At 38.2% G+C, this 22535-nt stretch carries 24 protein-coding genes; all 24 read left to right on the plus strand.

The genetic code is table 11. The features are described 5' to 3' along the window. Positions 1-99: 99 nt before the first annotated feature. Positions 100-1137 carry an L-threonylcarbamoyladenylate synthase gene (locus OU989_RS02545; RefSeq protein ID WP_274795548.1) on the plus strand — a complete coding sequence of 346 codons (1038 nt, stop codon included), beginning with the start codon at positions 100-102 and terminating at the stop codon, positions 1135-1137. Positions 1138-1293: 156 nt separating this feature from the next. Then, positions 1294-1791 carry a manganese efflux pump MntP gene (locus tag OU989_RS02550; RefSeq protein ID WP_274795549.1) on the plus strand — a complete coding sequence of 166 codons (498 nt, stop codon included), beginning with the start codon at positions 1294-1296 and terminating at the stop codon, positions 1789-1791. 22 nt (positions 1792-1813) lie between these two features. Further along, positions 1814-2254: a low molecular weight protein arginine phosphatase gene (locus tag OU989_RS02555; protein WP_274795550.1), complete on the plus strand. Its 441-nt coding sequence runs from the start codon at positions 1814-1816 to the stop codon at positions 2252-2254. Positions 2255-2262: 8 nt separating this feature from the next. After that, entirely contained in the window at positions 2263-3546 is a 1284-nt protein-coding gene (locus OU989_RS02560) for a methyl-accepting chemotaxis protein (protein ID WP_274795551.1), read from the plus strand. A 356-nt stretch (positions 3547-3902) separates the two neighbouring features. After that, complete coding sequence (gene rpiB, locus OU989_RS02565; RefSeq protein WP_274795552.1) at positions 3903-4340, plus strand: ribose 5-phosphate isomerase B; 438 nt, start codon at positions 3903-3905, stop codon at positions 4338-4340. A gap of 85 nt (positions 4341-4425) precedes the next feature. After that, on the plus strand, positions 4426-4968 hold the full coding sequence (locus tag OU989_RS02570) for a TIGR01440 family protein (RefSeq protein WP_274795553.1): 543 nt from the start codon (positions 4426-4428) through the stop codon (positions 4966-4968). A gap of 55 nt (positions 4969-5023) precedes the next feature. Further along, complete coding sequence (gene glyA / locus OU989_RS02575) at positions 5024-6265, plus strand: serine hydroxymethyltransferase (RefSeq protein ID WP_274795554.1); 1242 nt, start codon at positions 5024-5026, stop codon at positions 6263-6265. A 285-nt stretch (positions 6266-6550) separates the two neighbouring features. Further along, positions 6551-8707: a bifunctional diguanylate cyclase/phosphodiesterase gene (locus OU989_RS02580; protein ID WP_274795555.1), complete on the plus strand. Its 2157-nt coding sequence runs from the start codon at positions 6551-6553 to the stop codon at positions 8705-8707. Positions 8708-8834: 127 nt separating this feature from the next. Beyond that, positions 8835-9464, plus strand: a complete 630-nt coding sequence (gene upp / locus OU989_RS02585; protein WP_004269470.1) for a uracil phosphoribosyltransferase — start codon at positions 8835-8837, stop codon at positions 9462-9464. A gap of 170 nt (positions 9465-9634) precedes the next feature. Then, complete coding sequence (gene wecB / locus OU989_RS02590) at positions 9635-10756, plus strand: non-hydrolyzing UDP-N-acetylglucosamine 2-epimerase (RefSeq protein WP_274795556.1); 1122 nt, start codon at positions 9635-9637, stop codon at positions 10754-10756. A 536-nt stretch (positions 10757-11292) separates the two neighbouring features. Then, the gene (locus OU989_RS02595) at positions 11293-11664 is read left to right on the plus strand and encodes an ATP synthase subunit I (RefSeq protein WP_004269472.1); all 372 of its coding nucleotides are present in this window, start codon (positions 11293-11295) and stop codon (positions 11662-11664) included. A 36-nt stretch (positions 11665-11700) separates the two neighbouring features. Then, positions 11701-12411, plus strand: coding sequence for a F0F1 ATP synthase subunit A (gene atpB / locus OU989_RS02600; RefSeq protein WP_274795557.1), 711 nt, complete (start codon positions 11701-11703; stop codon positions 12409-12411). Between the two features lie 65 nt (positions 12412-12476). Then, complete coding sequence (gene atpE, locus OU989_RS02605) at positions 12477-12701, plus strand: F0F1 ATP synthase subunit C (protein WP_004269474.1); 225 nt, start codon at positions 12477-12479, stop codon at positions 12699-12701. Positions 12702-12873: 172 nt separating this feature from the next. After that, positions 12874-13392, plus strand: coding sequence for a F0F1 ATP synthase subunit B (atpF, locus tag OU989_RS02610; protein WP_274795558.1), 519 nt, complete (start codon positions 12874-12876; stop codon positions 13390-13392). Beyond that, a complete protein-coding gene (locus tag OU989_RS02615) occupies positions 13389-13925 on the plus strand; it encodes a F0F1 ATP synthase subunit delta (RefSeq protein WP_274795559.1) in 537 nt (178 codons plus the stop codon). Before atpF ends, OU989_RS02615 begins: the two co-directional genes overlap by 4 nt. 28 nt (positions 13926-13953) lie before the next feature. Next, complete coding sequence (atpA, locus tag OU989_RS02620; protein WP_274795560.1) at positions 13954-15462, plus strand: F0F1 ATP synthase subunit alpha; 1509 nt, start codon at positions 13954-13956, stop codon at positions 15460-15462. Positions 15463-15508: 46 nt separating this feature from the next. After that, entirely contained in the window at positions 15509-16366 is an 858-nt protein-coding gene (gene atpG / locus OU989_RS02625; protein ID WP_274795561.1) for an ATP synthase F1 subunit gamma, read from the plus strand. 51 nt (positions 16367-16417) lie between these two features. Further along, positions 16418-17833 (plus strand): F0F1 ATP synthase subunit beta, encoded by a 1416-nt coding sequence (gene atpD, locus OU989_RS02630; protein WP_274795562.1) that lies wholly within the window; start codon positions 16418-16420, stop codon positions 17831-17833. A 24-nt stretch (positions 17834-17857) separates the two neighbouring features. After that, on the plus strand, positions 17858-18265 hold the full coding sequence (locus OU989_RS02635; protein WP_274795563.1) for a F0F1 ATP synthase subunit epsilon: 408 nt from the start codon (positions 17858-17860) through the stop codon (positions 18263-18265). Positions 18266-18336: 71 nt separating this feature from the next. Then, on the plus strand, positions 18337-18576 hold the full coding sequence (locus OU989_RS02640; RefSeq protein WP_274795564.1) for a DUF1146 family protein: 240 nt from the start codon (positions 18337-18339) through the stop codon (positions 18574-18576). Between the two features lie 444 nt (positions 18577-19020). Then, positions 19021-20331, plus strand: a complete 1311-nt coding sequence (murA, locus tag OU989_RS02645) for a UDP-N-acetylglucosamine 1-carboxyvinyltransferase (RefSeq protein WP_274795565.1) — start codon at positions 19021-19023, stop codon at positions 20329-20331. Positions 20332-20467: 136 nt separating this feature from the next. Next, positions 20468-21352 (plus strand): stage II sporulation protein D, encoded by an 885-nt coding sequence (gene spoIID / locus OU989_RS02650; protein ID WP_274795567.1) that lies wholly within the window; start codon positions 20468-20470, stop codon positions 21350-21352. Positions 21353-21389: 37 nt separating this feature from the next. Continuing rightward, on the plus strand, positions 21390-22067 hold the full coding sequence (locus OU989_RS02655) for a M23 family metallopeptidase (protein ID WP_274795568.1): 678 nt from the start codon (positions 21390-21392) through the stop codon (positions 22065-22067). A gap of 156 nt (positions 22068-22223) precedes the next feature. Beyond that, a complete protein-coding gene (locus tag OU989_RS02660) occupies positions 22224-22484 on the plus strand; it encodes a sporulation transcriptional regulator SpoIIID (RefSeq protein ID WP_004269485.1) in 261 nt (86 codons plus the stop codon). The last annotated feature ends 51 nt before the right edge of the window (positions 22485-22535 follow it).

A 22535-nucleotide genomic window follows, 5' to 3' on the forward strand; every position in this document is an offset into this window, starting at 1 on the left:
TGTGCACAAATTCAGATAACTTATACACATTTTTTAATAAGTTATAAACAATTTGTGGATAATTCAGTAAAAAACAATAATTGAAGGTAGGTTGTAATCATGGAAACTGTTTGCAAGGTTGTGGACAGTAATGTGAATAGTCAGATTAATTATACACAAGCTGTGGATATCTTAAATGCAGGAGAAGTAGTAGCATTTCCGACAGAAACGGTTTATGGCCTAGGAGCAGTTGCGACAAATGATCTGGCAGTTAAAAAAATATTTGAAGCGAAAGGACGCCCTTCAGATAATCCTTTGATTGTGCATGTTGGTACAAAAGAAGAAGTAGAGATTTATATCGAGCATATTTCAGAAGTAGCTAAACAATGCATGGATTTATTTTGGCCTGGACCGTTAACGCTTGTGATGCCAGCGAAGCCCAACGTCTTAGCTAAAAGTGTCACAGCTGGATTATCAACAGTCGGCATTCGAATGCCTGATCATCCAGTAGCGCTTGCTTTATTACAACAACTTAAAAAACCTCTTGCAGCGCCAAGTGCTAATCGTAGTGGTAAACCAAGTCCTACAGAAGCAGTCCATGTTTTAGATGATTTGGGAGGGTACATACCTTATATTTTAGATGGAGGCTCTACAGGCATAGGTTTTGAATCTACTGTGCTAGATGTTACACATGAGCCACCAGTCATTTTACGTCCAGGTGGCATTACAAAGGAAATGCTTGAGGCTAAGATTGGTCCTGTTATTCAACCGAACAAAGTTGAGCAGAAGTTAGACACAACTCCTAAGGCACCAGGAATGAAATATACACATTATGCACCGAATGCTCCTGTCTATTTAATAGACTGCCAATTGGAGAAAGTTAGGGAAGCGGTTAAGCAACTGCAGCACGAAGGCCATGCCGTAGCTCTACTTGCACCAGCTAATTTTGAAAATAGTGAGGCTGATTTTTACTTCTCTATTGGAGAAATGGGTAGTAAACAAGAAATGGGAGCCGCATTATACAATGCACTAAGAGCATGTGATAAAACAACCGCTACCATTATATTAGCAACAACAACCTCAACAGAAGGCGTAGGAGCAGCCATTATGAATCGACTGGAAAAAGCCTCTGGAGGTAAATGGTATTCATCTAAATAACAATGACTCAATTATGTTAGCGACAAAAGACATTGAAAATTTCATGTGTTTTGTCCTTTTTTTGTTCATATAAGAAATTCTATAAGAGGCAATTATGATAATAATGTATTTGCTAGCATAAAATGATAAAATATTAGGGAGCGAAGGAGTGCGTTCTTGCAGGGAATTCTTGCAGGTATATTAACGTCTGTTGATGTGATTGGTCTATATGTTTTGCTGCCAAATGTTAGGTATCGCTTATTTTTATCACTATGGACGGCTGCATTGCATATGCTTTTTCCATTATTAGGATTTGAATTAGGGAGTTATTTAGTACGTTTTCTTTTAGAATGGGGTCAATGGATTTCAAGTATTTTATTATTTTGTATTGGTATGCATTTACTATTATTCTCTCATCGAGATGAAAAAGTAACGATTTCTCCAGTACTTTTAGCTGTGACTGCAAGCCTAGATACCTTTTCAGTTAGTGTTTCTTTTGGTATGCTTAACTTAGAAAAAACAATTTTTATCATGAGTGCAGGGTTAAGTGCTCTAATTTGTGCTTATGGGTCATTAGTCATTGCACGTAGAAGCCAAGTCTTTTTTGGTAATAAAATTCAAATAGTTGCTGGGATTATATTCATCATCATGGGTATTCTAGCTATTCAACAATAGATCAAACTGGAGAGTGATAAGTGTGAAAATATTATTTGTTTGTACAGGCAATACTTGTCGCAGTCCAATGGCCGAAGTCATTTTAAAACATAAACAAGTAGACAATGTAGAAGTACGATCAGCAGGTATTTATGCAATGCCAAATGCACACATGTCAGCACATGCGCAACAAGTACTAAATGAAGCCCAAATGTCACATCAACATTTAGCAACTCAATTATCATTTGCTGAAATAGAGTGGGCTGACTTGATTTTGACAATGACGTCTGCTCATAAAGACACCGTCATTTCTAATTATCCAGGATCCGAATATAAAGTGTATACATTGAAAGAGTATACAAATGAAGGTAGTCTCGAAAATGTAGTAGATCCTTATGGGGGCAATAAAGCAATATATGAAGCAACATTTGCAGAATTAAAGGAATTGATTGATCAACTAATTAAAAAAATAGAAAAGAATTGAGGGGCCCTATGAAAAAACAATTTGGTTTACGACTTAAATTAGTGTTGTTTGTTAGTGTTCTTGCATTAATTACCTACAGTGTCAGTTTTATATTCATTGAGTTTTTACAACCGACTTTTTTCCCTGAAACTAATGGAAAATTGTTTCAAGTGATTACTTACACATTAGGTATTATATGGTCAGGTATATTGGCTGCTATTTTTAGTGTGATTTTAATCAAACCTTTACAGCAGCTTGAGCATTCTGCAACTCTTGTGGCAGAAGGGAAAATTGGACAGGATGTGCAAATGCCTAGAACAAATGATGAAATTCGATCAGTAGCAGAGGCCTTCCAACTAATGGTGTTAAATTTACGTCAAATGGTGGAAAGTATTGATCATAACTTCCAACAAACAAATCAGTCCATTATTCAACTCTCTGATGAGGCAGGAGTGGCGACAAAAAAGGCAGAAGGTATTGCCTCTACAGTGAAGCATATTTCTGCTGGTGCAGAAGCATCTGCAACAGCGGTACAAGATACTGCTGAAGCAATTGAGGATGTACGAGCACTTGCGACTGAAGTAAATAGTAGAGCAGAGGCATCCGCATCGCAATCAAAAGAGATCCTACATAATTTAACGACAACAACAAAAGCCATCGAAACACTAGTAAATAGTATCCAGCAAATTGCAACGGGTAATAATGAAGCATTAAAAAGCATTCATGCATTAGAAGAAAATGCTGGCCAAGTAGAACGCATTATTAGCTTAGTCGGAGACATTGCGGCACAAACAAATTTATTAGCATTAAACGCCTCAATCGAAGCAGCACGTGCAGGAGAGCATGGAAAGGGCTTTGCGGTAGTAGCGGAAGAAGTACGTGGTTTAGCTGATGAAAGTGCGAAAGCAGTCCAAGGCATTACAGCTTTAATCCAGTCCATGCAGCAGAATGTAGAAGTAGTTGTTAAACAAATGAACGAACAAGTGGCTTTTGCAACAAAGGAAGCTGATCGTGTTTCTGAAACAACGACAGCAGTAGAAGGAATGGCATCTAATGTCCATGAAATGGCGACAGCAATTGTTGAGATTTCTACTTTAATTGAACAGCAAATGCATAATATTGAAACGACAGCACGACAATCACAGGAAGTCGCAGCCATAGCAGAAGAAACATCAGCGGGAGCACAAGAAGTTCGAAGTGCTGCTGAAGAGCAAGCCCATGCAATTGAACAGGTTGAACATCTTGCGCAAAGTTTAAAAAAGCAATCAGAAGCATTGCATAAAATGATTCAACAATTTGATAGACAAGCATAGTCCTATGGGCTATACATAATTGCGATGAAAATCGGATTATGTATAGTCTTTTTTTCTTCCCTTTTGTCAGTAGTAAACTTCTATCTAAAAGTCGCCTTTATGTCCACTGCAAGTAAAAAGCTGAAAAAACTTTAGTAGATGGAATATTACAACAAAAGACTGTTATCCGAACTTATTAACACGATATTCACATTATCCACAGAAAAATAGGTTTAAAAGTGAATGTTTTTATGTTAATATACAATAAACGTTCGTCTTTCGTGGGAAATCAACGTAAAAATACAAGAAAAATCATGTTATTATTCGAAAAGAAGTGGTACACTAAGGTTGACTATAATTCGAAAAGAGGGAACCCAGTGAGAATAGCAATTTCTTCTGATCACGGAGGCAATAACTTACGTCGTGAGATTATGCAGCTATTAGATGAACTTCAAATTAGCTACGAAGATTTTGGTCCACAATCTGCGGATTCAGTAGACTATCCAGATTACGCAAAACCAGTTTCAGAGGGTGTTGCTAATGGAGAATTTGATAAAGGAATTTTAATTTGTGGTACAGGAATTGGTATGTCCATTGCTGCAAATAAAGTGAAAGGCATTCGTTGTGCATTAGTGCATGATGTATTTAGTGCCAAGGCAACACGTTGCCATAATGATTCAAATATTTTAGCGATGGGTGAACGCGTCATTGGTCCGGGCCTTGCAAGAGAAATTGCACAAACTTGGCTAGAGACAGATTTCGAAGGTGGCCGTCATGCACGCCGCATTGAAAAAATTACAGAACTAGAGCAATAAAGATTTATTATTCCGTGAATGGCATTCGGAAAGGATGTCATTCATGGCATGATTTTAATGAATATAGATGAAGGAGCTGAGCTTAATGGTTGTAAAACAAATACGAACGCATTTGACTCAGTTACTCAGTGAATTTGAAGAGCAAGTCACTTTACGACCCCATACAATTTTTGTCGTAGGATGCTCTACATCTGAAGTGATTGGTCAGAAAATTGGCACAGCGGGTGCGTTGGAAATAGCTGAAGCCATTTACGAGCCGTTACAAGAATTTGCATCAAAACACCAGCTATATTTAGCATTCCAAGGTTGTGAACATATTAACCGTGCTATTACGATGGAGGCATCAGCAGCTGAAAAGTTTGGCTATGATCCAGTAGCGGTAGTCCCAATACGCACGGCAGGTGGGTCAATGTCCGCTTATGCCTACACAAGATTTGCAAGCCCTGTGGTTGTGGAAACAGTCCAGGCACATGCTGGTATTGATATTGGACAAACATTAATTGGTATGCATTTAAAAGCGGTAGCTGTTCCAGTTCGAACATCAGTAAAAATGGTGGGCGAAGCAGTTGTCACAATTGCTACAACACGTCCGAAGCTAATTGGCGGAGAACGTGCAGTATATAAATAATTACCACTTTTATCTGTGGTATAGATAAACGATACTTTAGGAGGCTTTTTCTAACATGGCATATGAAAAATTAGCAGTACAAGACAAAGCAGTATTAGATGGAATTCTTGCAGAGAAAAAACGTCAACAAGCAAATATTGAATTGATTGCATCAGAAAACTTTGTATCAGAAGCAGTTATGGAAGCACAAGGCTCTGTACTGACAAATAAATACGCTGAAGGCTATCCGGGTAAACGTTACTATGGTGGATGTGAACATGTAGACGTTGTAGAAGATATCGCGCGTGACCGTGTGAAAGAAATCTTTGGTGCGGAATATGCAAACGTCCAACCTCACTCAGGTGCGCAAGCAAATATGGCTGTGTACCACACAATTTTAGAACCAGGTGACACGGTTCTTGGTATGAACCTTTCTCATGGTGGTCACTTAACACACGGATCACCAGTAAACTTCTCTGGTATTCTATACAATTTTGTGGAATACGGTGTAACAAAAGATACGCAAGTAATTGATTATGAAGATGTACGTCAAAAGGCATTAGAACATAAGCCAAAACTTATTGTTGCAGGTGCTTCAGCTTATCCACGTGAAATCGATTTCTCTAAATTCCGTGAAATAGCAGACGAAGTAGGCGCATATTTCATGGTTGATATGGCGCACATTGCTGGTCTAGTTGCGGCTGGCGAACACCAATCACCAGTGCCATATGCTGATTTTGTTACATCAACAACACATAAAACATTACGTGGACCTCGTGGTGGACTAATTCTTGCTTCAAAAGAATGGGAGCAAAAACTAAATAAATCTGTTTTCCCTGGTATACAAGGTGGTCCATTAATGCATGTTATTGCAGCTAAAGCTGTAGCATTTGGCGAAGCATTACAACCAGAATTTAAAGACTATGCGAAGCAAATTAAAGCGAATGCAAAAGCGTTAGCTGAAGTTCTAATTGCTGAAGGTGTTGAAATTGTATCTGGTGGTACAGATAACCACTTATTACTACTTAACGTTAAATCTCTTGGTTTAACAGGTAAAGTTGCTGAGCATGCACTTGATGAAGTAGGTATTACAACGAATAAAAACACGATTCCTTACGATACTGAATCTCCATTTGTTACTTCTGGTATTCGTATTGGTACGCCAGCTGTTACTTCTCGTGGCTTTAAAGAGGAAGATATGAAAGAAGTTGGAGAAATTATTGCAGCTGTTCTAAAAAATCCTGAAGATGAAGCAGTTAAAGCGGAAGCAAAAGAGCGCGTGAAAGCATTAACGGATAAACATCCATTATACGCATAATAGAATAATAGGGCTGTGTTTAGAGTACATTTTTTACTTTAAACACAGTCTTTTATTTTTCGGAAATATAGGGTTAAACTGTAAAATGCATCTTTTTTCTAATAAAGTAGAATAATCCTCTTATTTTTGAATAAATTTACATAAAACAGGTATAAAGGGATATATTATAGTATGCTGAGGACAGATAATGTCCTAGAAAAGAAGTTTTTTTTCACAAAAGTGAAAATTTAATTAAATTTTATGTACAATGGAAATGGGATGAAGTGATAGAGACGGAGGGGTTGGATGGTCACTAAATCGTTAGACATAGATCATGATGTTTTATTAAACAGCATTCGCAAGTTAGGGGATAATTCGAAAGAAAGTTACGTTATTTTTGATGCAACCAATTGTCAGTGCATACTGGAATGTAGTGATTCTTTTTGTACGCTTACAAATGCTTCGCGGTCACAAATCCTAAATACTAATTTTTTTTCATGGCTTTCTATGGATGAAGAAAAGACAACCATTGAAATGATGAAAGAAAAAATACATAACGGCATAATGGTACAAGCGAAGCTTACTCATAATACCATTAATAAACACCCCTTTTGGGCGGAAATACAAGCATTACCATTTTGTAATGAGGCAAATGTAACGCAATTTGTTCTAGTACTTGTGAAGGATGTTACCTATTATCATACAGAAGATTTCTTTATGCGTTTAGAAAATGATATGTACAAGGCGATTGAAAGAGATAGCAGCTTTGAACAAAAAATGAAAATGATATGCCGTGGACTTGATGAATTTTTCATGCCGAATATTTCAAGTATGGTTCTCATTAAAAAGGACGCAAAACAATTGCAAGTATTTACAGGTGAGGATGAATCACGATGTGTACCAAAATGTTGTGAAAACAATGAATTTTTTACGGAAATTATGCAGTCAGAAACATCTACGTTCATTGAAAATTTAGATGAAGTAGATATTCCTGTAGAACATAAAAAATATGCAACATTGTCTCAAATGCCATATGGTTGGTTTATACCAATACGCAATCAACAACGGCAAGTGATAGGACTTTTTTCGATATTTGGTCAAAAAACGTTAAGTGACCAAAAGTTTTTGAAAAATATGTTTCGGAAAATGGGGGCACTAGTTGCCTTAGCTTTTTCGTATGCGAAGACGCAGAAAAAAATATGGAGTTTAGCCTACACAGATATTACAACGGGTTTACCAAATCGCCACAGCTTCGTTAATTCTCTCGAAAAAGTAGTTGAACAGGGTCAAAGTGGCTTTATTAAAATATTAAAACCAAGTGAATTTCACCAAGTAGTCGAATTATACGGACGGGAAATTGGTGATGAACTTTTAAGACAACTTGCCAAACGACTTGAGCAAGACAAGCCTGAATACCATGAATATGTTGCTAGATTTACAAGTTCTAGTCTTATTATGTCTACAATAGCACAGCATGAAAATTTACAAGATTACGAAGTGCGGATAAAGGAAACAATTCGTCAGCCATTTGTTATTGGAGGAAAGCAAATCTATATAACGTTAAAAACAGGTATTGCTTCTTATAATAATAGTACAAAAATCAAAGATGCAATCCGTTTTGCTGACAATGCTCTCTCCTTTGCTATCGATAAGCCAGGTACACATACAGAAATATTTACGACAGAGAAAAATGATGCACTTGTGCAGAAAATGACCATTTTAAACCATTTATCTCAAGCGATTAAAAATAAAGAAATTACAGTCCATTTACAGCCTAAAGTAGATTTACGTAATGGCGAAATTAAAAGTATTGAAGCTCTAGCACGTTGGATTTCTCCTAAGCTAGGTTTTGTTTCACCAGCAATCTTTATTCCAGTAGCAGAAAGTGTGGGAAAGGTTCGGGAAATTGATGTTCAAGTTCTAGAAACTGTACTCTCATGGCTTTCACAGCGTCAACGGTTAGGAAAAAATTTAGTGAGAGTAGCAGTCAATATTTCACCAGATCATTTTTACTATCCACATTTTGTTCAGGATACAGTAAAACTAGTTTGGAAATATAAGATTGATCCTAGTTATATCATTTTAGAGGTAACAGAAAATATTGGCCTAGTAGATTTCCAATCTGCCTATAAAATTATTCAAGAGCTAAAGAGCTATGGCTTTAAAACATCAGTAGATGATTTTGGCACAGGTTTTTCATCATTAAGTTATTTGCAACAATTACCGTTCACTGAATTAAAGATTGATCGGAGCTTTATTAATGCAATTGAAGATGCTGCAACACTGGCTATAGTGCGCTCTATCATTCAACTGGCATTAAATTTAGGGATGACATCAGTAGCAGAGGGGATTGAAACAGAGGAACAGGTTGAAATTTTACGTACGCTTGGCTGTACTGTGGGACAAGGGTATTTCTACTATAAACCAATGACAATTGAACAATTAGATACAATCCTTGAATAATAACTTATTTTTGTCAAAAGAACTATAACAAAAGGAGTCGTCCTAAATTTATTTTTGAGGCGACTCCTTTTTTCTGTTATACTAGTTGAGATAAAAATGAAATCCGAACGGTTAGGAGAGAATCCCTTTGAGCAAAGTCTATGTATTTGATCATCCACTAATCCAACACAAGTTAACTTATATTCGTGATAAGAACACAGGAACAAAAGAATTTCGTGAGCTAGTAGACGAAGTAGCAACACTTATGGCGTTTGAAATCACACGTGATATGCCTGTAGAAGAAATTGAAATTGAAACACCTGTAACCATTGCAAAAACAAAAGTACTATCTGGTAAAAAGCTTGCTATCGTACCAATTCTACGTGCAGGTATCGGCATGGTAGATGGCGTATTGAAGCTTATCCCAGCTGCAAAAGTTGGACATATTGGTCTTTATCGTGACCCTGAAACATTAAAGCCAGTTGAATATTATGCAAAATTGCCTGCAGATGTTGAAGAACGTGATTTCATTATTGTAGATCCAATGCTTGCAACTGGTGGTTCAGCAGTGGAAGCTATCCATTCATTGAAGAAACGTGGAGCTAAAAACATTAAATTCATGTGCTTAATCGCTGCACCAGAGGGCGTAAAAGCTATTCAGGAAGAACATTCGGATGTAGATATTTACATTGCTGCTCTTGATGAAAAATTAAATGATCATGGCTATATTGTTCCTGGTCTAGGTGATGCAGGAGACCGCCTATTCGGTACAAAATAAACATCAATACATGAAATTCCTTTATTTAGGAAGAAACTAATAACTTGTGAAAGCGTCCTTCAAATTGAAGGGCGTTTCATAGTATGTTTGGGCAAGTACATCTCTTGATAGCAATCAACGGATGTGGCTAACCTTCTCATACAATAACAAAAAGGACGGTGCAGATCGTTTTGACAAAGAAATGGAAAGTAATGACGATTTTTGGTACAAGACCAGAAGCAATTAAAATGGCTCCTCTCGTTTTAGAGTTACAAAAGTATCCAGAGCAAATAGAATCTATTGTAACCGTAACAGCACAGCATCGCCAAATGCTTGATCAAGTACTAGAGACATTTAAAATTACACCTAACTATGATTTAAATATTATGAAGGATCGTCAAACATTAATTGATGTCACAACAAACGCTTTACAGGGCTTAGATAAAGTAATGAAAGAAGCACAACCTGATATCGTTTTAGTACATGGTGATACAGCGACGACTTTTATTGCCAGCTTGGCGGCATTTTATAATCAAATAGCTATCGGACATGTGGAAGCTGGTCTTCGTACGTGGAACAAATATTCACCGTACCCTGAGGAAATGAATCGTCAACTAACAGGTGTGATGGCTGATTTGCATTTTGCACCAACAGAGGTATCTAAAAAGAATCTACTAGATGAAAATAAAAACCCAGATACTATTTTCGTGACGGGTAACACAGCTATTGACGCATTAGCAACAACGGTTAGCGAGCATTACACTCATCCAGTATTAGAAAAAATAGGTGAGGATCGCATGATTTTATTAACGGCACACCGTCGAGAAAATTTAGGTGAGCCCATGCGTCATATGTTCAAAGCGATCACAAGAATACTAGCAGAGCATGAGGATGTACAAGTTGTTTATCCTGTGCACATGAATCCTGCTGTAAGAGAAATTGCCAATGAAATCTTAGGTGAAAATAATCGTGTGCATTTAATAGAGCCACTTGAAGTGTTTGATTTCCATAACTTTGCAGCCAATTCATATATGATCCTAACGGATTCAGGAGGCGTGCAGGAGGAAGCCCCATCATTAGGGAAACCAGTGCTAGTGCTTAGGGATACAACAGAACGTCCAGAAGGGATTGCAGCTGGAACATTAAAGCTAGCAGGAACAGAAGAGGAAACAATTTATGCCTTAGCTAAAGAGTTACTAACAGATAAAAACGCCTACGAAGCAATGGCAAAAGCATCAAATCCTTATGGGGATGGACATGCATCTAAGCGTATTGTAGAGGCATTGCTAGGATTTTTACTAAAAACTAATTAATGTACTAATTTTTATTGTGAAAAATAAGTCTAATGTACCTATTGGAATGGGTAAGCTAATTTACGAGCATAATCATGTCGTAAATTAGCTTTTTTAATGCGTCAAGAAAATAGGAGGTTTTGAAACTATGAAATTTCATACACAAATTTGTCAACAATTTGACAAGAGTATAGAGGCTGTGAAGTTTTTCTCCTTTACCAATTGACTTCAAATATCACCTATTGTATGCTTACAAAGGGTAAGAATGATAAGGGTTTCTGTTCATAAATAGGACGTTGAAACACTTGTTATATCAACTTTCTACTAAATTGACAGTTCAAAATAAAACTGTCGATTTGCAACGTTTTGTGCGTTTCGGTTTTTACCGAGTCGGTAAGGGGTGTAAGTTATTTTTGGGCATTTACACCTGTAATTGAAATGACTCTCCCATTACTATTCCGCTGTGAGTAGTGCTTTTCACTGCTCTTTTCTGATTTCACATAGTGGTCAGCAAACGTTTTCATTACTCGAAAAAATGATTCAGGAGATTACAACCAATGCTAGATTTGCATCACATTTTTGCTGTGCAGAAGAGGGCGTTATTTTTTTTGCTTGCACTCTGCGCATTAGGCTGGGGATTCACTCCCTATCAAACTGTTTTTGCGGGCATCGCAGTAGGTGCATTTTTTGGTACGTATAATTTTTGGATTTTAGTTCGCCGGATGGAAAAGTTTGATCGATCCATTAGTGAAGGGAAGAAAATAGGCTCACTTGGTACAGCGCTTCGCTTTGGATCAGGTGTTGCGGCAGTCGCAATAGCCATTTCGTTGCCAAACTATTTTCACTTAATTAGCACGGTTATAGGGCTAATGATTCCGTACGTTTTTCTCTTTGTCGAGAGAATTGTGTCACATGTAAGGAACCGCTAATGTGCTTTAAATTAGAAAGAGAGGTGAAAAATAACAATGAATCATGAAGCTCCGTTACTAGAAGTCGGTTTTTTAACATTTAACTTATCGACAGTTATGATGTTACTAGTTGCCGCAATTATCGTATTTTTAATTGCTTTTATCTCAACTAGAAGCCTAAAGTTAAAACCTACTGGTATGCAAAACTTTATGGAATGGATTATGGATTTCGTTAAGAATATCATTAAAAGCAACATGGACTGGAAAACTGGTGGTCGATTCCACGTTTTAGGTATTACGCTAATTATGTTTATCGCAGTATCTAACTTACTAGGTCTTCCATTCTCAATCGTCTTTGATCATGAGCTATGGTGGAAATCACCAACAGCTGACCCAACAGTAACGATGACGTTGGCAGCAATGATTTTAGTCTTAACGCATTTCTATGGTATTAAAATGAAGGGTACAGGTCATTATGTTGGTACATTCTTCAAACCAATGTCATTCATGTTCCCACTTAAAATAGTAGAAGAATTTGCAAACACATTAACATTAGGTTTACGTCTTTACGGTAACATTTACGCGGGTGAGATTTTACTTGGCTTACTTGCAGGATTAGCATCATCAGGTGCCGTGGGATTCATCGGAGCAATCGTTCCTATGATGGCATGGCAAGGTTTCTCAATTTTCATCGGCTTCATCCAAGCCTTTATCTTCACAATGTTAACAATGGTTTACATGGCTCATAAAGTGAGCGATGACCATTAATATAAAGCATATATCCTATGCTTGAACCACAAAAAAACAAACAATTCCAAGGAGGAAATTTTCAAATGACAGGTTCATTAGGTTTATTAGCAGCAGCAATCGCAATCGGTTTAGGTGCACTTGGTGCAGGTATCGGTAACGGTCTTATCGTTTCAAAAACAGTAGAAGGTATCGCTCGTCAACCAGAAGCTCGTGGCGTTCTTCAAACTACAATGTTCATCGGGGTTGCATTAGTTGAGGCCCTACCGATCATCGCAGTAGTAGTAGCATTCATCGTAATGAACAAATAATTCAGTTGAACACTGAATTTTACTAGTGGCGAAGCAGGATTCTCCAGATGAAACTTCGCCCTTCATTTTGGAACTGATAAAAGCTATGTGTAAATATAGCTTTTTAAAATAGGTAGTTTTTTAGTTAATAAATTATGTTGAAGTTAAAGCTCTTGAAGGGAGTGAAACAATCGTGTTTTTAGATAATCTTGTACTAGGTGCAGGCGCTGGATTTAATAGCGGAGACATCATCGCAACATTAGTTATCTTCTTAGTATTAATGTTCTTACTTAAGAAAGTAGCTTGGGGTCCACTTATGGGCATCATGCAACAACGTGAAGAATTAGTAGCGAGTGAAATCGAAGCAGCTGAAAAAGCGCGCAAAGAATCGCACCAATTTTTAGAAGAACAAAAGAGCCTTCTTAAAGAAGCTCGTACGGAAGCACAATCGATTGTTGAAGGCGCTAAGAAGCAAGGCGAACTACAAAAAGAAGAAATTCTTACTGCAGCTCGTAATGAAGCAAACCGCTTAAAAGAATCAGCTTTACGTGAAATTGAGTCTGAAAAAGAAAAAGCTATTGCAGCTGTACGTGATGAAGTCGTTTCATTATCTGTACTTGCAGCATCTAAAGTCCTTAGCAAAGAGATTTCTGAGGCAGACAACCGTGCTCTAATTGAAGAGACGATTGCGAAGGCAGGGGAAGCTCGATGAGTAATTCAACTGTAGCAAAACGTTACGCTCAAGCGCTTTTTGAATTAGCGCAACAAAAAAACATGCTTACTGAAGTTGGAGCAGACTTAAGCGAACTAACAAAAGTTATTAAAGAATCTCCTGATTTTTTAACGCTTTTAAATGCGCCTAAGTTCTCCATCGAACGTAAAAAACAAATGGTAGCTGAAATCTTTGCTGGTGCAACACCAGAAGTTTTACACACAGTTCAACTTTTAGTTGAGAAAAAACGTGTAAACGAGATGAAGCTAATTGCTAATGCATATGCTGAACTTGCTGCACAGGCACAAGGCACTGCAGATGCAACAGTATTTTCAACACGTGCACTTTCTCCAGAAGAAAGCGCTAATATTTCGGCAGCGTTCGCGAAGCTTGTTGGAAAACAATCATTAAACATTACAAACGAAATCGATCCATCTTTACTTGGTGGTATTCGTGTTCAAATCGGTAACCATATTTATGATAGCTCAGTAGCAAATAAACTTGAGCGTCTGAAACGTGAATTAATCGGTTAATAATTTAGAAATGTGAGAGGTGACATACATGGGCATCAAGGCTGAAGAAATCAGCAGTCTGATTAAACAACAGATTGAGAATTATGAATCTGAACTTAAAGTAAGCGAAGTTGGTACAGTTATCCGTATTGGTGACGGTATCGCTCTTGCTCATGGCCTCGACAACGCCATGGCTGGAGAGCTTTTAGAGTTCTCTAATGGTGTTATGGGTATGGCTCAAAACCTAGAAGAAGGTAACGTTGGTATCGTAATCTTAGGTCCATACACTGACATCAAAGAAGGCGATGAAGTTCGTCGTACAGGTCGTATTATGGAAGTACCAGTTGGTGAAGAACTAATTGGTCGTGTTGTAAACCCACTTGGTCAACCAGTGGATGGACAAGGTCCAATCAACACTACAAAATCTCGTCCAATCGAAAGTCCAGCTTTCGGTGTAATGGCTCGTAAATCAGTACACGAACCACTACAAACTGGTATTAAAGCGATTGACGCATTAGTACCAATCGGTCGTGGTCAACGTGAGTTAATTATTGGTGACCGTCAAACTGGTAAAACATCTGTAGCTATCGATACAATTCTTAACCAAAATGACCAAAACATGATTTGTATCTATGTAGCAATCGGTCAAAAAGAATCAACAGTACGTGGAGTTGTAGAAACTCTTCGTAAACATGGCGCTTTAGATTACACAATCGTTGTGACAGCTTCTGCTTCTCAACCAGCTCCATTACTATTCTTAGCACCATTTGCTGGTGTTTCTATGGCAGAAGAATTCATGTTACAAGGTAAACACGTTTTAATCGTGTACGATGATCTTTCTAAACAAGCATCAGCTTACCGTGAACTTTCACTTCTTCTACGCCGTCCTCCAGGTCGTGAAGCTTACCCTGGTGACGTTTTCTACTTACACAGCCGCTTACTTGAACGTGCTGCGAAGTTAAACGAAACATATCAAAATGGTTCAATTACAGCTCTTCCATTCGTTGAGACACAAGCTGGGGATATCTCTGCATACATCCCAACTAACGTAATCTCAATTACTGATGGACAAATTTTCTTACAATCTGACTTATTCAACTCAGGTGTACGTCCAGCGATCAACGCCGGTCTTTCTGTATCACGTGTAGGTGGATCTGCTCAAATTAAAGCGATGAAAAAAGTTGCAGGTACGCTACGTCTTGACTTAGCTGCATTCCGTGAGCTTGAATCATTCGCACAATTTGGTTCAGATTTAGATAAAGCAACACTTGCTAAACTTGAGCGTGGTAAACGTACGGTTGAAGTTCTTAAACAAGACCTAAACAAACCACTAAAAGTTGAAAAACAAGTTGCGATCCTTTATGCATTAACTAAAGGTCATTTAGATGATATTCCAGTACAAGATATCGTTCGCTTTGAATCTGAATTCTTAAGCTGGTTAGATTCAAACCACACAAACGTTTTAGATCATGTTCGTACTACTAAAGAGCTTGCTCCTGATGCGGATTATGAAGCAGCAATTAATGCATTCAAAAAAACTTTCGCTAAATCAGAATAAGTTCAACGAGTCACTTGATTAAAAAACAGAAGGTGGTGAAATACCAGTGGTAAACTTACGCGAAATAAAAGGTCGTATTACTTCAACAAAGAGTACGAAGCAAATTACAAAAGCGATGCAGATGGTTTCTTCTTCTAAGTTACGTCGTGCAGAGCAAAATGCTAAAGCTTACGTTCCATACATGGAAAAAATTCAGGACGTAGTAGGCGCAATCGCTTCAGGGACAAAAGACAGTGGACATCCAATGTTAACTGCTCGTCCTGTTAAGAAAACGGCTTACTTAGTCATTGGTTCTGACCGTGGTCTTGCGGGTGCTTACAACTCAAGTATCCTACGTCAAGTACAACGTACAATTAACGAGCGTCATAAATCAAAAGACGAATACGTTATTTTAGCAGTAGGTCGTGTTGTTCGTGACTACTTTGTGAAACGTGATCATAATGTCATCAGTGATGTTGTCGGTCTTCCTGACCAACCAACATTTGCTGATATTAAAGAAATCGCTCGTAATGCTGTTGGTATGTTCATTGATGGTACGTATGACGAACTTTATATGTACTATAATCACTTTGTCAGCGCTATTGCTAGTGAAGTGACAGAGAAAAAACTTCTTCCATTAACAGATATTGCCCCTGCAAGCGGTAATGCTTCTTACGAATTTGAACCATCTGGTGAAGCAATTCTAGAAGTGTTACTTCCACAATATGCGGAAAGCTTAGTTTATGGCGCATTATTAGATGGAAAAGCAAGTGAACATGCTTCTCGTATGACGGCTATGAAAAATGCAACAGATAATGCAACTGATCTTATTTCAGACCTTTCTTTGCAATATAACCGTGCACGTCAAGCGGCGATTACACAAGAAATTACAGAAATCGTTGGTGGAGCTGCAGCCTTAGAATAGGCAAGCAGCTTCCCAATGTCGTATAAGAATACGATAGGAGGGTACACAGTAATGAATAAAGGACATGTTATTCAAGTAATGGGTCCAGTTGTTGACGTAAAATTCGACAATGGCCAATTACCAGCAATCTATAACGCATTAACAGTTAAGATTGAACGTCCTAATGAAGAACCAACAATTCTTGCATTAGAAGTTGCGCTTCATTTAGGTGATGATTCTGTTCGTACAATTGCGATGTCATCTACTGATGGCTTACAACGTGGAGCAGAAGTAACAGACTCAGGAAAAGCTATCTCAGTACCAGTTGGTGAAGTTACACTAGGTCGTGTATTCAACGTACTTGGAGAAGTAATTGACTTAGGTGAAGAGATTCCAGCTGACGCACGTCGTGATTCAATTCACCGTGAAGCACCAACTTTCGAGAACCTTTCAACTTCAGTTGAAATTCTTGAAACAGGTATCAAAGTAGTAGACTTACTTGCACCATATATTAAAGGTGGTAAAATCGGTCTATTCGGTGGTGCCGGTGTAGGTAAAACTGTATTAATCCAAGAATTAATCAACAACATCGCACAAGAGCACTCAGGTATCTCTGTATTCGCTGGTGTAGGTGAGCGTACTCGTGAAGGGAACGACTTATTCTTCGAGATGAGCGATTCAGGCGTTATCAAGCAAACAGCGATGGTATTCGGTCAAATGAACGAGCCACCTGGTGCACGTATGCGTGTAGCTCTAACTGGTCTTACAATGGCGGAATACTTCCGTGATGAGCAAGGCCAAGACGTGCTTTTATTCATCGACAATATCTTCCGTTTCACACAAGCAGGTTCTGAGGTTTCTGCCCTATTAGGTCGTATGCCTTCTGCGGTAGGTTACCAACCAACACTTGCAACTGAAATGGGTAAACTACAAGAGCGTATCACATCTACGAACAAAGGATCTGTAACTTCTATCCAAGCGATCTATGTACCAGCCGATGACTATACTGACCCGGCTCCAGCTACAACTTTCGCCCACTTAGATGCAACTACTAACCTTGAGCGTAAATTATCAGAAATGGGTATTTACCCTGCGGTTGACCCACTAGCTTCGACTTCTCGTGCATTATCACCTGAAATCGTAGGCGCTGAGCACTACGCAATTGCTACTGGTGTACAACGTACAATCCAACGTTACCGCGAATTACAAGATATCATTGCGATTTTAGGTATGGATGAGTTATCTGATGAAGATAAACAAACAGTAGAACGTGCTCGTCGTATTCAATTCTTCTTATCACAAAACTTCCACGTAGCGGAACAATTCACTGGTCAAAAAGGTTCTTATGTACCTGTAAAAGAAACTGTTCGCTCATTCAAGGAAATCCTTGATGGCAAATGGGATCACCTACCAGAAGATGCTTTCCGTCTAGTTGGTTCAATTGATGAAGTAGTTGAAAAAGCGAAAAGCATGGGCGTAGAGGTTTAATACTAGGGACGAGGAGGAAAAAATATGAAGACAGTTCTAGTCAATATTGTCACTCCCGACGGCCCAGTATACGATTCTGAAGTATCAATGGTAATCGCTAAAACAACTTCAGGAGAAATCGGTGTTCTTGCAGGCCATATTCCAATGGTTGCTCCACTTGCTATTGGTGCAGTGAAGCTTAAAAAAGAAAACGGTTCGACTGATATTGTTGCTGTAAGCGGTGGTTTCATTGAAGTTCGTCCAGAAAAAATCTCAATTTTAGCGCCGTCTGCTGAAATTGCTGAAAATATCGATGTTCAACGTGCTAAAGAAGCCGTTAAACGTGCTGAAGGACGTCTTCAAGGTAAACAAGACAACATTGATTTCAAACGTGCTGACCTAGCATTAAAACGTGCGTTGAATCGTATCAACGTTCATGAGGGTAATATCTAATTCATTTTTAACGGGCAGATATAGCATCTGCCCGTTTTTTAAGGTGACCTAGGAGAAATGGAGGAGGAAACATGGAAGTTTATGAAGCGATAGGACAAGAAGCTTTGTTAGGTATTTTGTCTCATATCTTTTTTATCGCAATTACTTTTTATGCATTACAGGCTTTTATGTTAGAGAAAATATTTAAGAAGAATCGAGTTTTTCAAATTCAGCTTATTTATATTTTATTAAGTATTGCAATCGGTACAACCGTATCCAATTTCTTTCTTCAACTATCTAATTGGTCTGGCAAACTTCCCTACTTATTTTAAAGCAGTGAACCCTTCTATATTAATGAAGATGGTTTACTCTACATGTTTCAAAGGACTTTATAACCCGATTTGTGTGGCCCTTTGAACTATGTAATAAACGTGTTCAACGTTAATTGGGCTTGCCCAAACCGTTTAAAATTACCTGGTATTTGCTATAATCATCGCCCACTCTAAAAAAATGTGAGAAAAGTTGTTTTTTATTCATATATCTTGGGGTATGTATTAGAAGCGAACTGGTTATTGGTCATTCACAAAAAAAAATTGGTAGCGTACAATAAATAAATAGCAAAATATCTAATAATGGCTTAAAATAGTGATTTGGACGCTTGAACGAGCGTTAGAAAAGTTGTACTATAGAGTTGTTTGTTTACTGATTATGACATTATACTTCTTTTTAAAATAAAAATTCGATAGGTTAATAGATTGAATTCGGAGGGACATAGGGTGGATAAAATAATAGTGACTGGCGGCCAAAAACTACAGGGAAAAGTACGTGTAGAGGGCGCAAAAAATGCAGTGTTACCAATCCTTGCGGCAGCTTTACTTGCTTCAAAAGGAGAAAACGTAATTAAGGAAGTCCCTAATTTAGCAGACGTCTTTACAATAAACGAAGTACTTAAAAGTTTAAACGCAGCAGTTACATATATACCTGAAGATAATGCCGTGTATATAGATGCATCAAAAGAACTTTCAAGTGAAGCTCAATTTGAATTTGTTAGTAAAATGCGTGCATCCATTTTAGTAATGGGCTCTTTACTTGCTCGTAATGGATATGCTCGTGTTGCTCTACCAGGAGGCTGTGCAATCGGTTCTCGCCCGATTGAATTACACTTAAAAGGCTTTGAAGCAATGGGTGCAAAAATCTCATTTGGTCATGGTTATGTAGAGGCGAAAACAGAAGGTCGCTTAAAGGGGGCTAATGTATATTTAGACTTCCCAAGTGTCGGTGCAACAGAAAATATTATGACAGCTGCATCTCTAGCAGAAGGGACAACTGTCATTGAAAATGCAGCGAAAGAGCCTGAAATAGTAGATCTTGCAAACTTCATTAATAGTATGGGAGGCCGTGTAATCGGTGCAGGTACCAATACAATTCGTATCGAAGGAGTCGATACATTATATGGAGTAGAGCATCATATTATTCCCGACCGTATTGAAGCTGGTACATTTATGGTAGCAGCAGCTATTACTAAGGGAGATGTAGTGATTGAAAATGCAGTACCAGAGCATATGACAGCTTTGATTGCTAAGATGCGTGAGATGGGTGTAGAAATTACAGAGTTGGATGAAGGAATTCGTGTACGTGTTCCACATACATTAAAAGCTGTTGATATTAAAACGATGCCACACCCTGGTTTCCCAACAGATATGCAATCACAAATGATGGCTTTAATGCTAACTGCTGAAGGTACGAGTATTATTACAGAAACGGTATTTGAAAATCGTTTTATGCATGTTGAGGAGTTCCGTCGCATGAATGCTGGTGCTAAAATAGAGGGACGCTCTGTGTTTATCGAGGGGCCAGTTAAACTTCAGGGAGCTGAAGTGATGGCAACGGATTTACGAGCTGCGGCTGCACTAATTTTAGCAGGACTTGTATCTGAAGGAGTAACACGAGTTACAAAGCTTCATCATTTAGATCGTGGTTATGTAGATTTCCATGGCAAATTAGCCTCTCTTGGTGCTAATATTGAACGTATTACTGAAGAAGTTGAAACAATTGAAGAAATTACGGTTGAATTACCTACAAACTAAGCTCATTTCTAAACCCTTTGCTGTTTAAGCAGAGGGTTTTTTGTTTTCTCATAACTAAATGGAGTCTAGCATATTATTCCTTATGAAAAAATGGATGATTAGTATAGGTGTCCTTTGTTTATTGGGAGCATTATATATGCTTCCTGTAGTAGGGTTGAGTGAAAGAAGAGAGGCAGTGAAACCTCCAACTAGTGATGATAATGCCTGTGAAATATTTATAGAAGTGGAGGGACAAAAGGAAAAAATCCCTTTGGAGACGTATATTACAGGTGTTGTTGCAGCCGAAATGCCTGTTTCCTTTAAAAAAGAGGCATTGAAAGCACAGGCGATTGCTGCACGCACCTATGCATTGAAAACGACAAATTACGGTAAAACAGCCATTGCTCCAACTGTAGCAAGACAGGTTTTTTACGATGAAGAGCAAAGAAAGGCGAATTGGGCTAGCAATTTCCTGGGAAATGAAAAGAAAATTGTCGAAGCCATCAATGAAACGAAAGGACAAGTTCTTCTATATAATAATGAACTAATTACAGCTATGTTCCATTCGACGAGCAATGGGAAAACAGAAAGTGCTTACGGTTATAGTGGTAATAATGTTCCATATTTACAAAGTGTTGCAAGTGTATCAGATCAAGCTTCACCAAAGTTTACTGCTGAGCAGGAATGGACATTAGCACAATGGAATAAGCTTTGGCCCGTTCAATGGCAAGCTAGTGATTTTAATCGTGTCCAGCTATTTTACAATGACTCGGGGCGAGTAGATCGTTTGCAGTTAGGGAATAATGTTTGGACGGGAAGAGAGGTACGAACAATACTCGGCATTCCATCTACTGATTTTACAATTAACTATAATAACACGACAAGAAAGGTTCATGTAAAAACTCAAGGCTATGGGCATGGAGTGGGAATGAGCCAGTATGGAGCAGAAGCAATGGCGAATGAAGGGAAAACCGCAGCTGAAATTTTACACTATTATTATCAAGATATTGAAATAAAAAAAATAGATGCATGTTTAAAATAGCTTCTAGTTGTTCACACTGCAACTAGAGGTGATGAAAATGAGAGAGGATAAAAATAATAAAGCTTCTCAAAACCAAAATCCAAATCAAAAGGAAAATGGTCAATTACAAAAGAAACCTTGGTTTTGGCCAGTAGTTTACACAGGTGGTGCACTGGTTCTAGCAGGATTGTTATTTGGTTACAATAGTCTCGTATCAAAAGTAGAAGAGGCGCCGTTACCAGATTTAGCTGAAGTAGATCCAGGTCCTGTAGTGGAAACAAATGCACTTACGGAAAACATGAAGTATCCATTCAAAGAAGAGAGTTTTAGTAAAGTACAAGTTTTACAAGAATTTTACGAGTTAGAGGCAAATGAAGAGTCTCGCGAAAATGCACTAATGGTATTTAATCAAACATTTACTACTTCTTCTGGTATCTCTATTGCTATGAATGGTGAAGAATTTGAAGTACTAGCTGCTATGAGTGGTAAAGTACTAGAGGTAAAACTAGACGCATTTACGGGTAATAAGATTGTGATTGAGCATCCAAATGGTATGCAAACACATTATAGCTCTGTAAAGGATATCGCTGTGAAAGAAGGCGATGAGGTTACACAAGGTCAGACATTAGGAAAAGCGACTGACAACGAGTGGAATCAAGCGGCTGGCGTCCACATGCATTTCGAAGTTCTTGAAAACGGAAAATATATTAATCCGAAAAAATTACTAGCTTTTTAAGACAAAAAGCTAGTAACGCATAAAAAATCAGCATTTTATCAGGAAAATGCAAAACGTGTTCTGAATAGCTTTGTCCTTACATAAGGTGAAGAAATGCGCAAATGTGCATCTGATTGCCAAAGCATTTTGTGAAATTGTGTGGAAAGGACGAAGAACGTGCATGAGCACATTCGGAAGCGCTGCATACGCCTCGGTGAATTACTGATTGAGACGCGTGAGACTGTGCGTGTCCTCGCGAAAATGACTGGTTATTCAAAAAGTACGGTGCACAAGGATTTAACAGAGCGATTGCCAACAATTCATGAAGGATTAGCTGACCAAGTGAAAGAAATACTCGCCTACCATAAGGCCGTACGTCATATTCGCGGAGGAGAAGCAACGAAAAACAAGTGGAAAGAAAGAGCGAGTCAAGAATGATTCGTTCTTTTTTGCTGTTTGGACAAGCTTAATAGGCAATTTATAAGGAAT

Source organism: Lysinibacillus irui (assembly GCF_028877475.1).
GTDB lineage: Bacteria > Bacillota > Bacilli > Bacillales_A > Planococcaceae > Lysinibacillus > Lysinibacillus irui.

What these genes read in the sequence shown, in the direction of transcription:
- OU989_RS02545 (WP_274795548.1), top strand. Translation starts at nt 100, where the DNA reads ATGGAAACTGTTTGCAAGGTTGTGGACAGTAATGTGAATAGTCAGATT.
- OU989_RS02560 (WP_274795551.1), top strand. Translation starts at nt 2,263, where the DNA reads ATGAAAAAACAATTTGGTTTACGACTTAAATTAGTGTTGTTTGTTAGT.
- OU989_RS02570 (WP_274795553.1), top strand. Translation starts at nt 4,426, where the DNA reads ATGGTTGTAAAACAAATACGAACGCATTTGACTCAGTTACTCAGTGAA.
- glyA (WP_274795554.1), top strand. Translation starts at nt 5,024, where the DNA reads ATGGCATATGAAAAATTAGCAGTACAAGACAAAGCAGTATTAGATGGA.
- OU989_RS02580 (WP_274795555.1), top strand. Translation starts at nt 6,551, where the DNA reads ATGGTCACTAAATCGTTAGACATAGATCATGATGTTTTATTAAACAGC.
- OU989_RS02595 (WP_004269472.1), top strand. Translation starts at nt 11,293, where the DNA reads ATGCTAGATTTGCATCACATTTTTGCTGTGCAGAAGAGGGCGTTATTT.
- atpB (WP_274795557.1), top strand. Translation starts at nt 11,701, where the DNA reads ATGAATCATGAAGCTCCGTTACTAGAAGTCGGTTTTTTAACATTTAAC.
- atpE (WP_004269474.1), top strand. Translation starts at nt 12,477, where the DNA reads ATGACAGGTTCATTAGGTTTATTAGCAGCAGCAATCGCAATCGGTTTA.
- OU989_RS02615 (WP_274795559.1), top strand. Translation starts at nt 13,389, where the DNA reads ATGAGTAATTCAACTGTAGCAAAACGTTACGCTCAAGCGCTTTTTGAA.
- atpA (WP_274795560.1), top strand. Translation starts at nt 13,954, where the DNA reads ATGGGCATCAAGGCTGAAGAAATCAGCAGTCTGATTAAACAACAGATT.
- atpD (WP_274795562.1), top strand. Translation starts at nt 16,418, where the DNA reads ATGAATAAAGGACATGTTATTCAAGTAATGGGTCCAGTTGTTGACGTA.
- OU989_RS02635 (WP_274795563.1), top strand. Translation starts at nt 17,858, where the DNA reads ATGAAGACAGTTCTAGTCAATATTGTCACTCCCGACGGCCCAGTATAC.
- OU989_RS02640 (WP_274795564.1), top strand. Translation starts at nt 18,337, where the DNA reads ATGGAAGTTTATGAAGCGATAGGACAAGAAGCTTTGTTAGGTATTTTG.
- spoIID (WP_274795567.1), top strand. Translation starts at nt 20,468, where the DNA reads ATGCTTCCTGTAGTAGGGTTGAGTGAAAGAAGAGAGGCAGTGAAACCT.
- OU989_RS02655 (WP_274795568.1), top strand. Translation starts at nt 21,390, where the DNA reads ATGAGAGAGGATAAAAATAATAAAGCTTCTCAAAACCAAAATCCAAAT.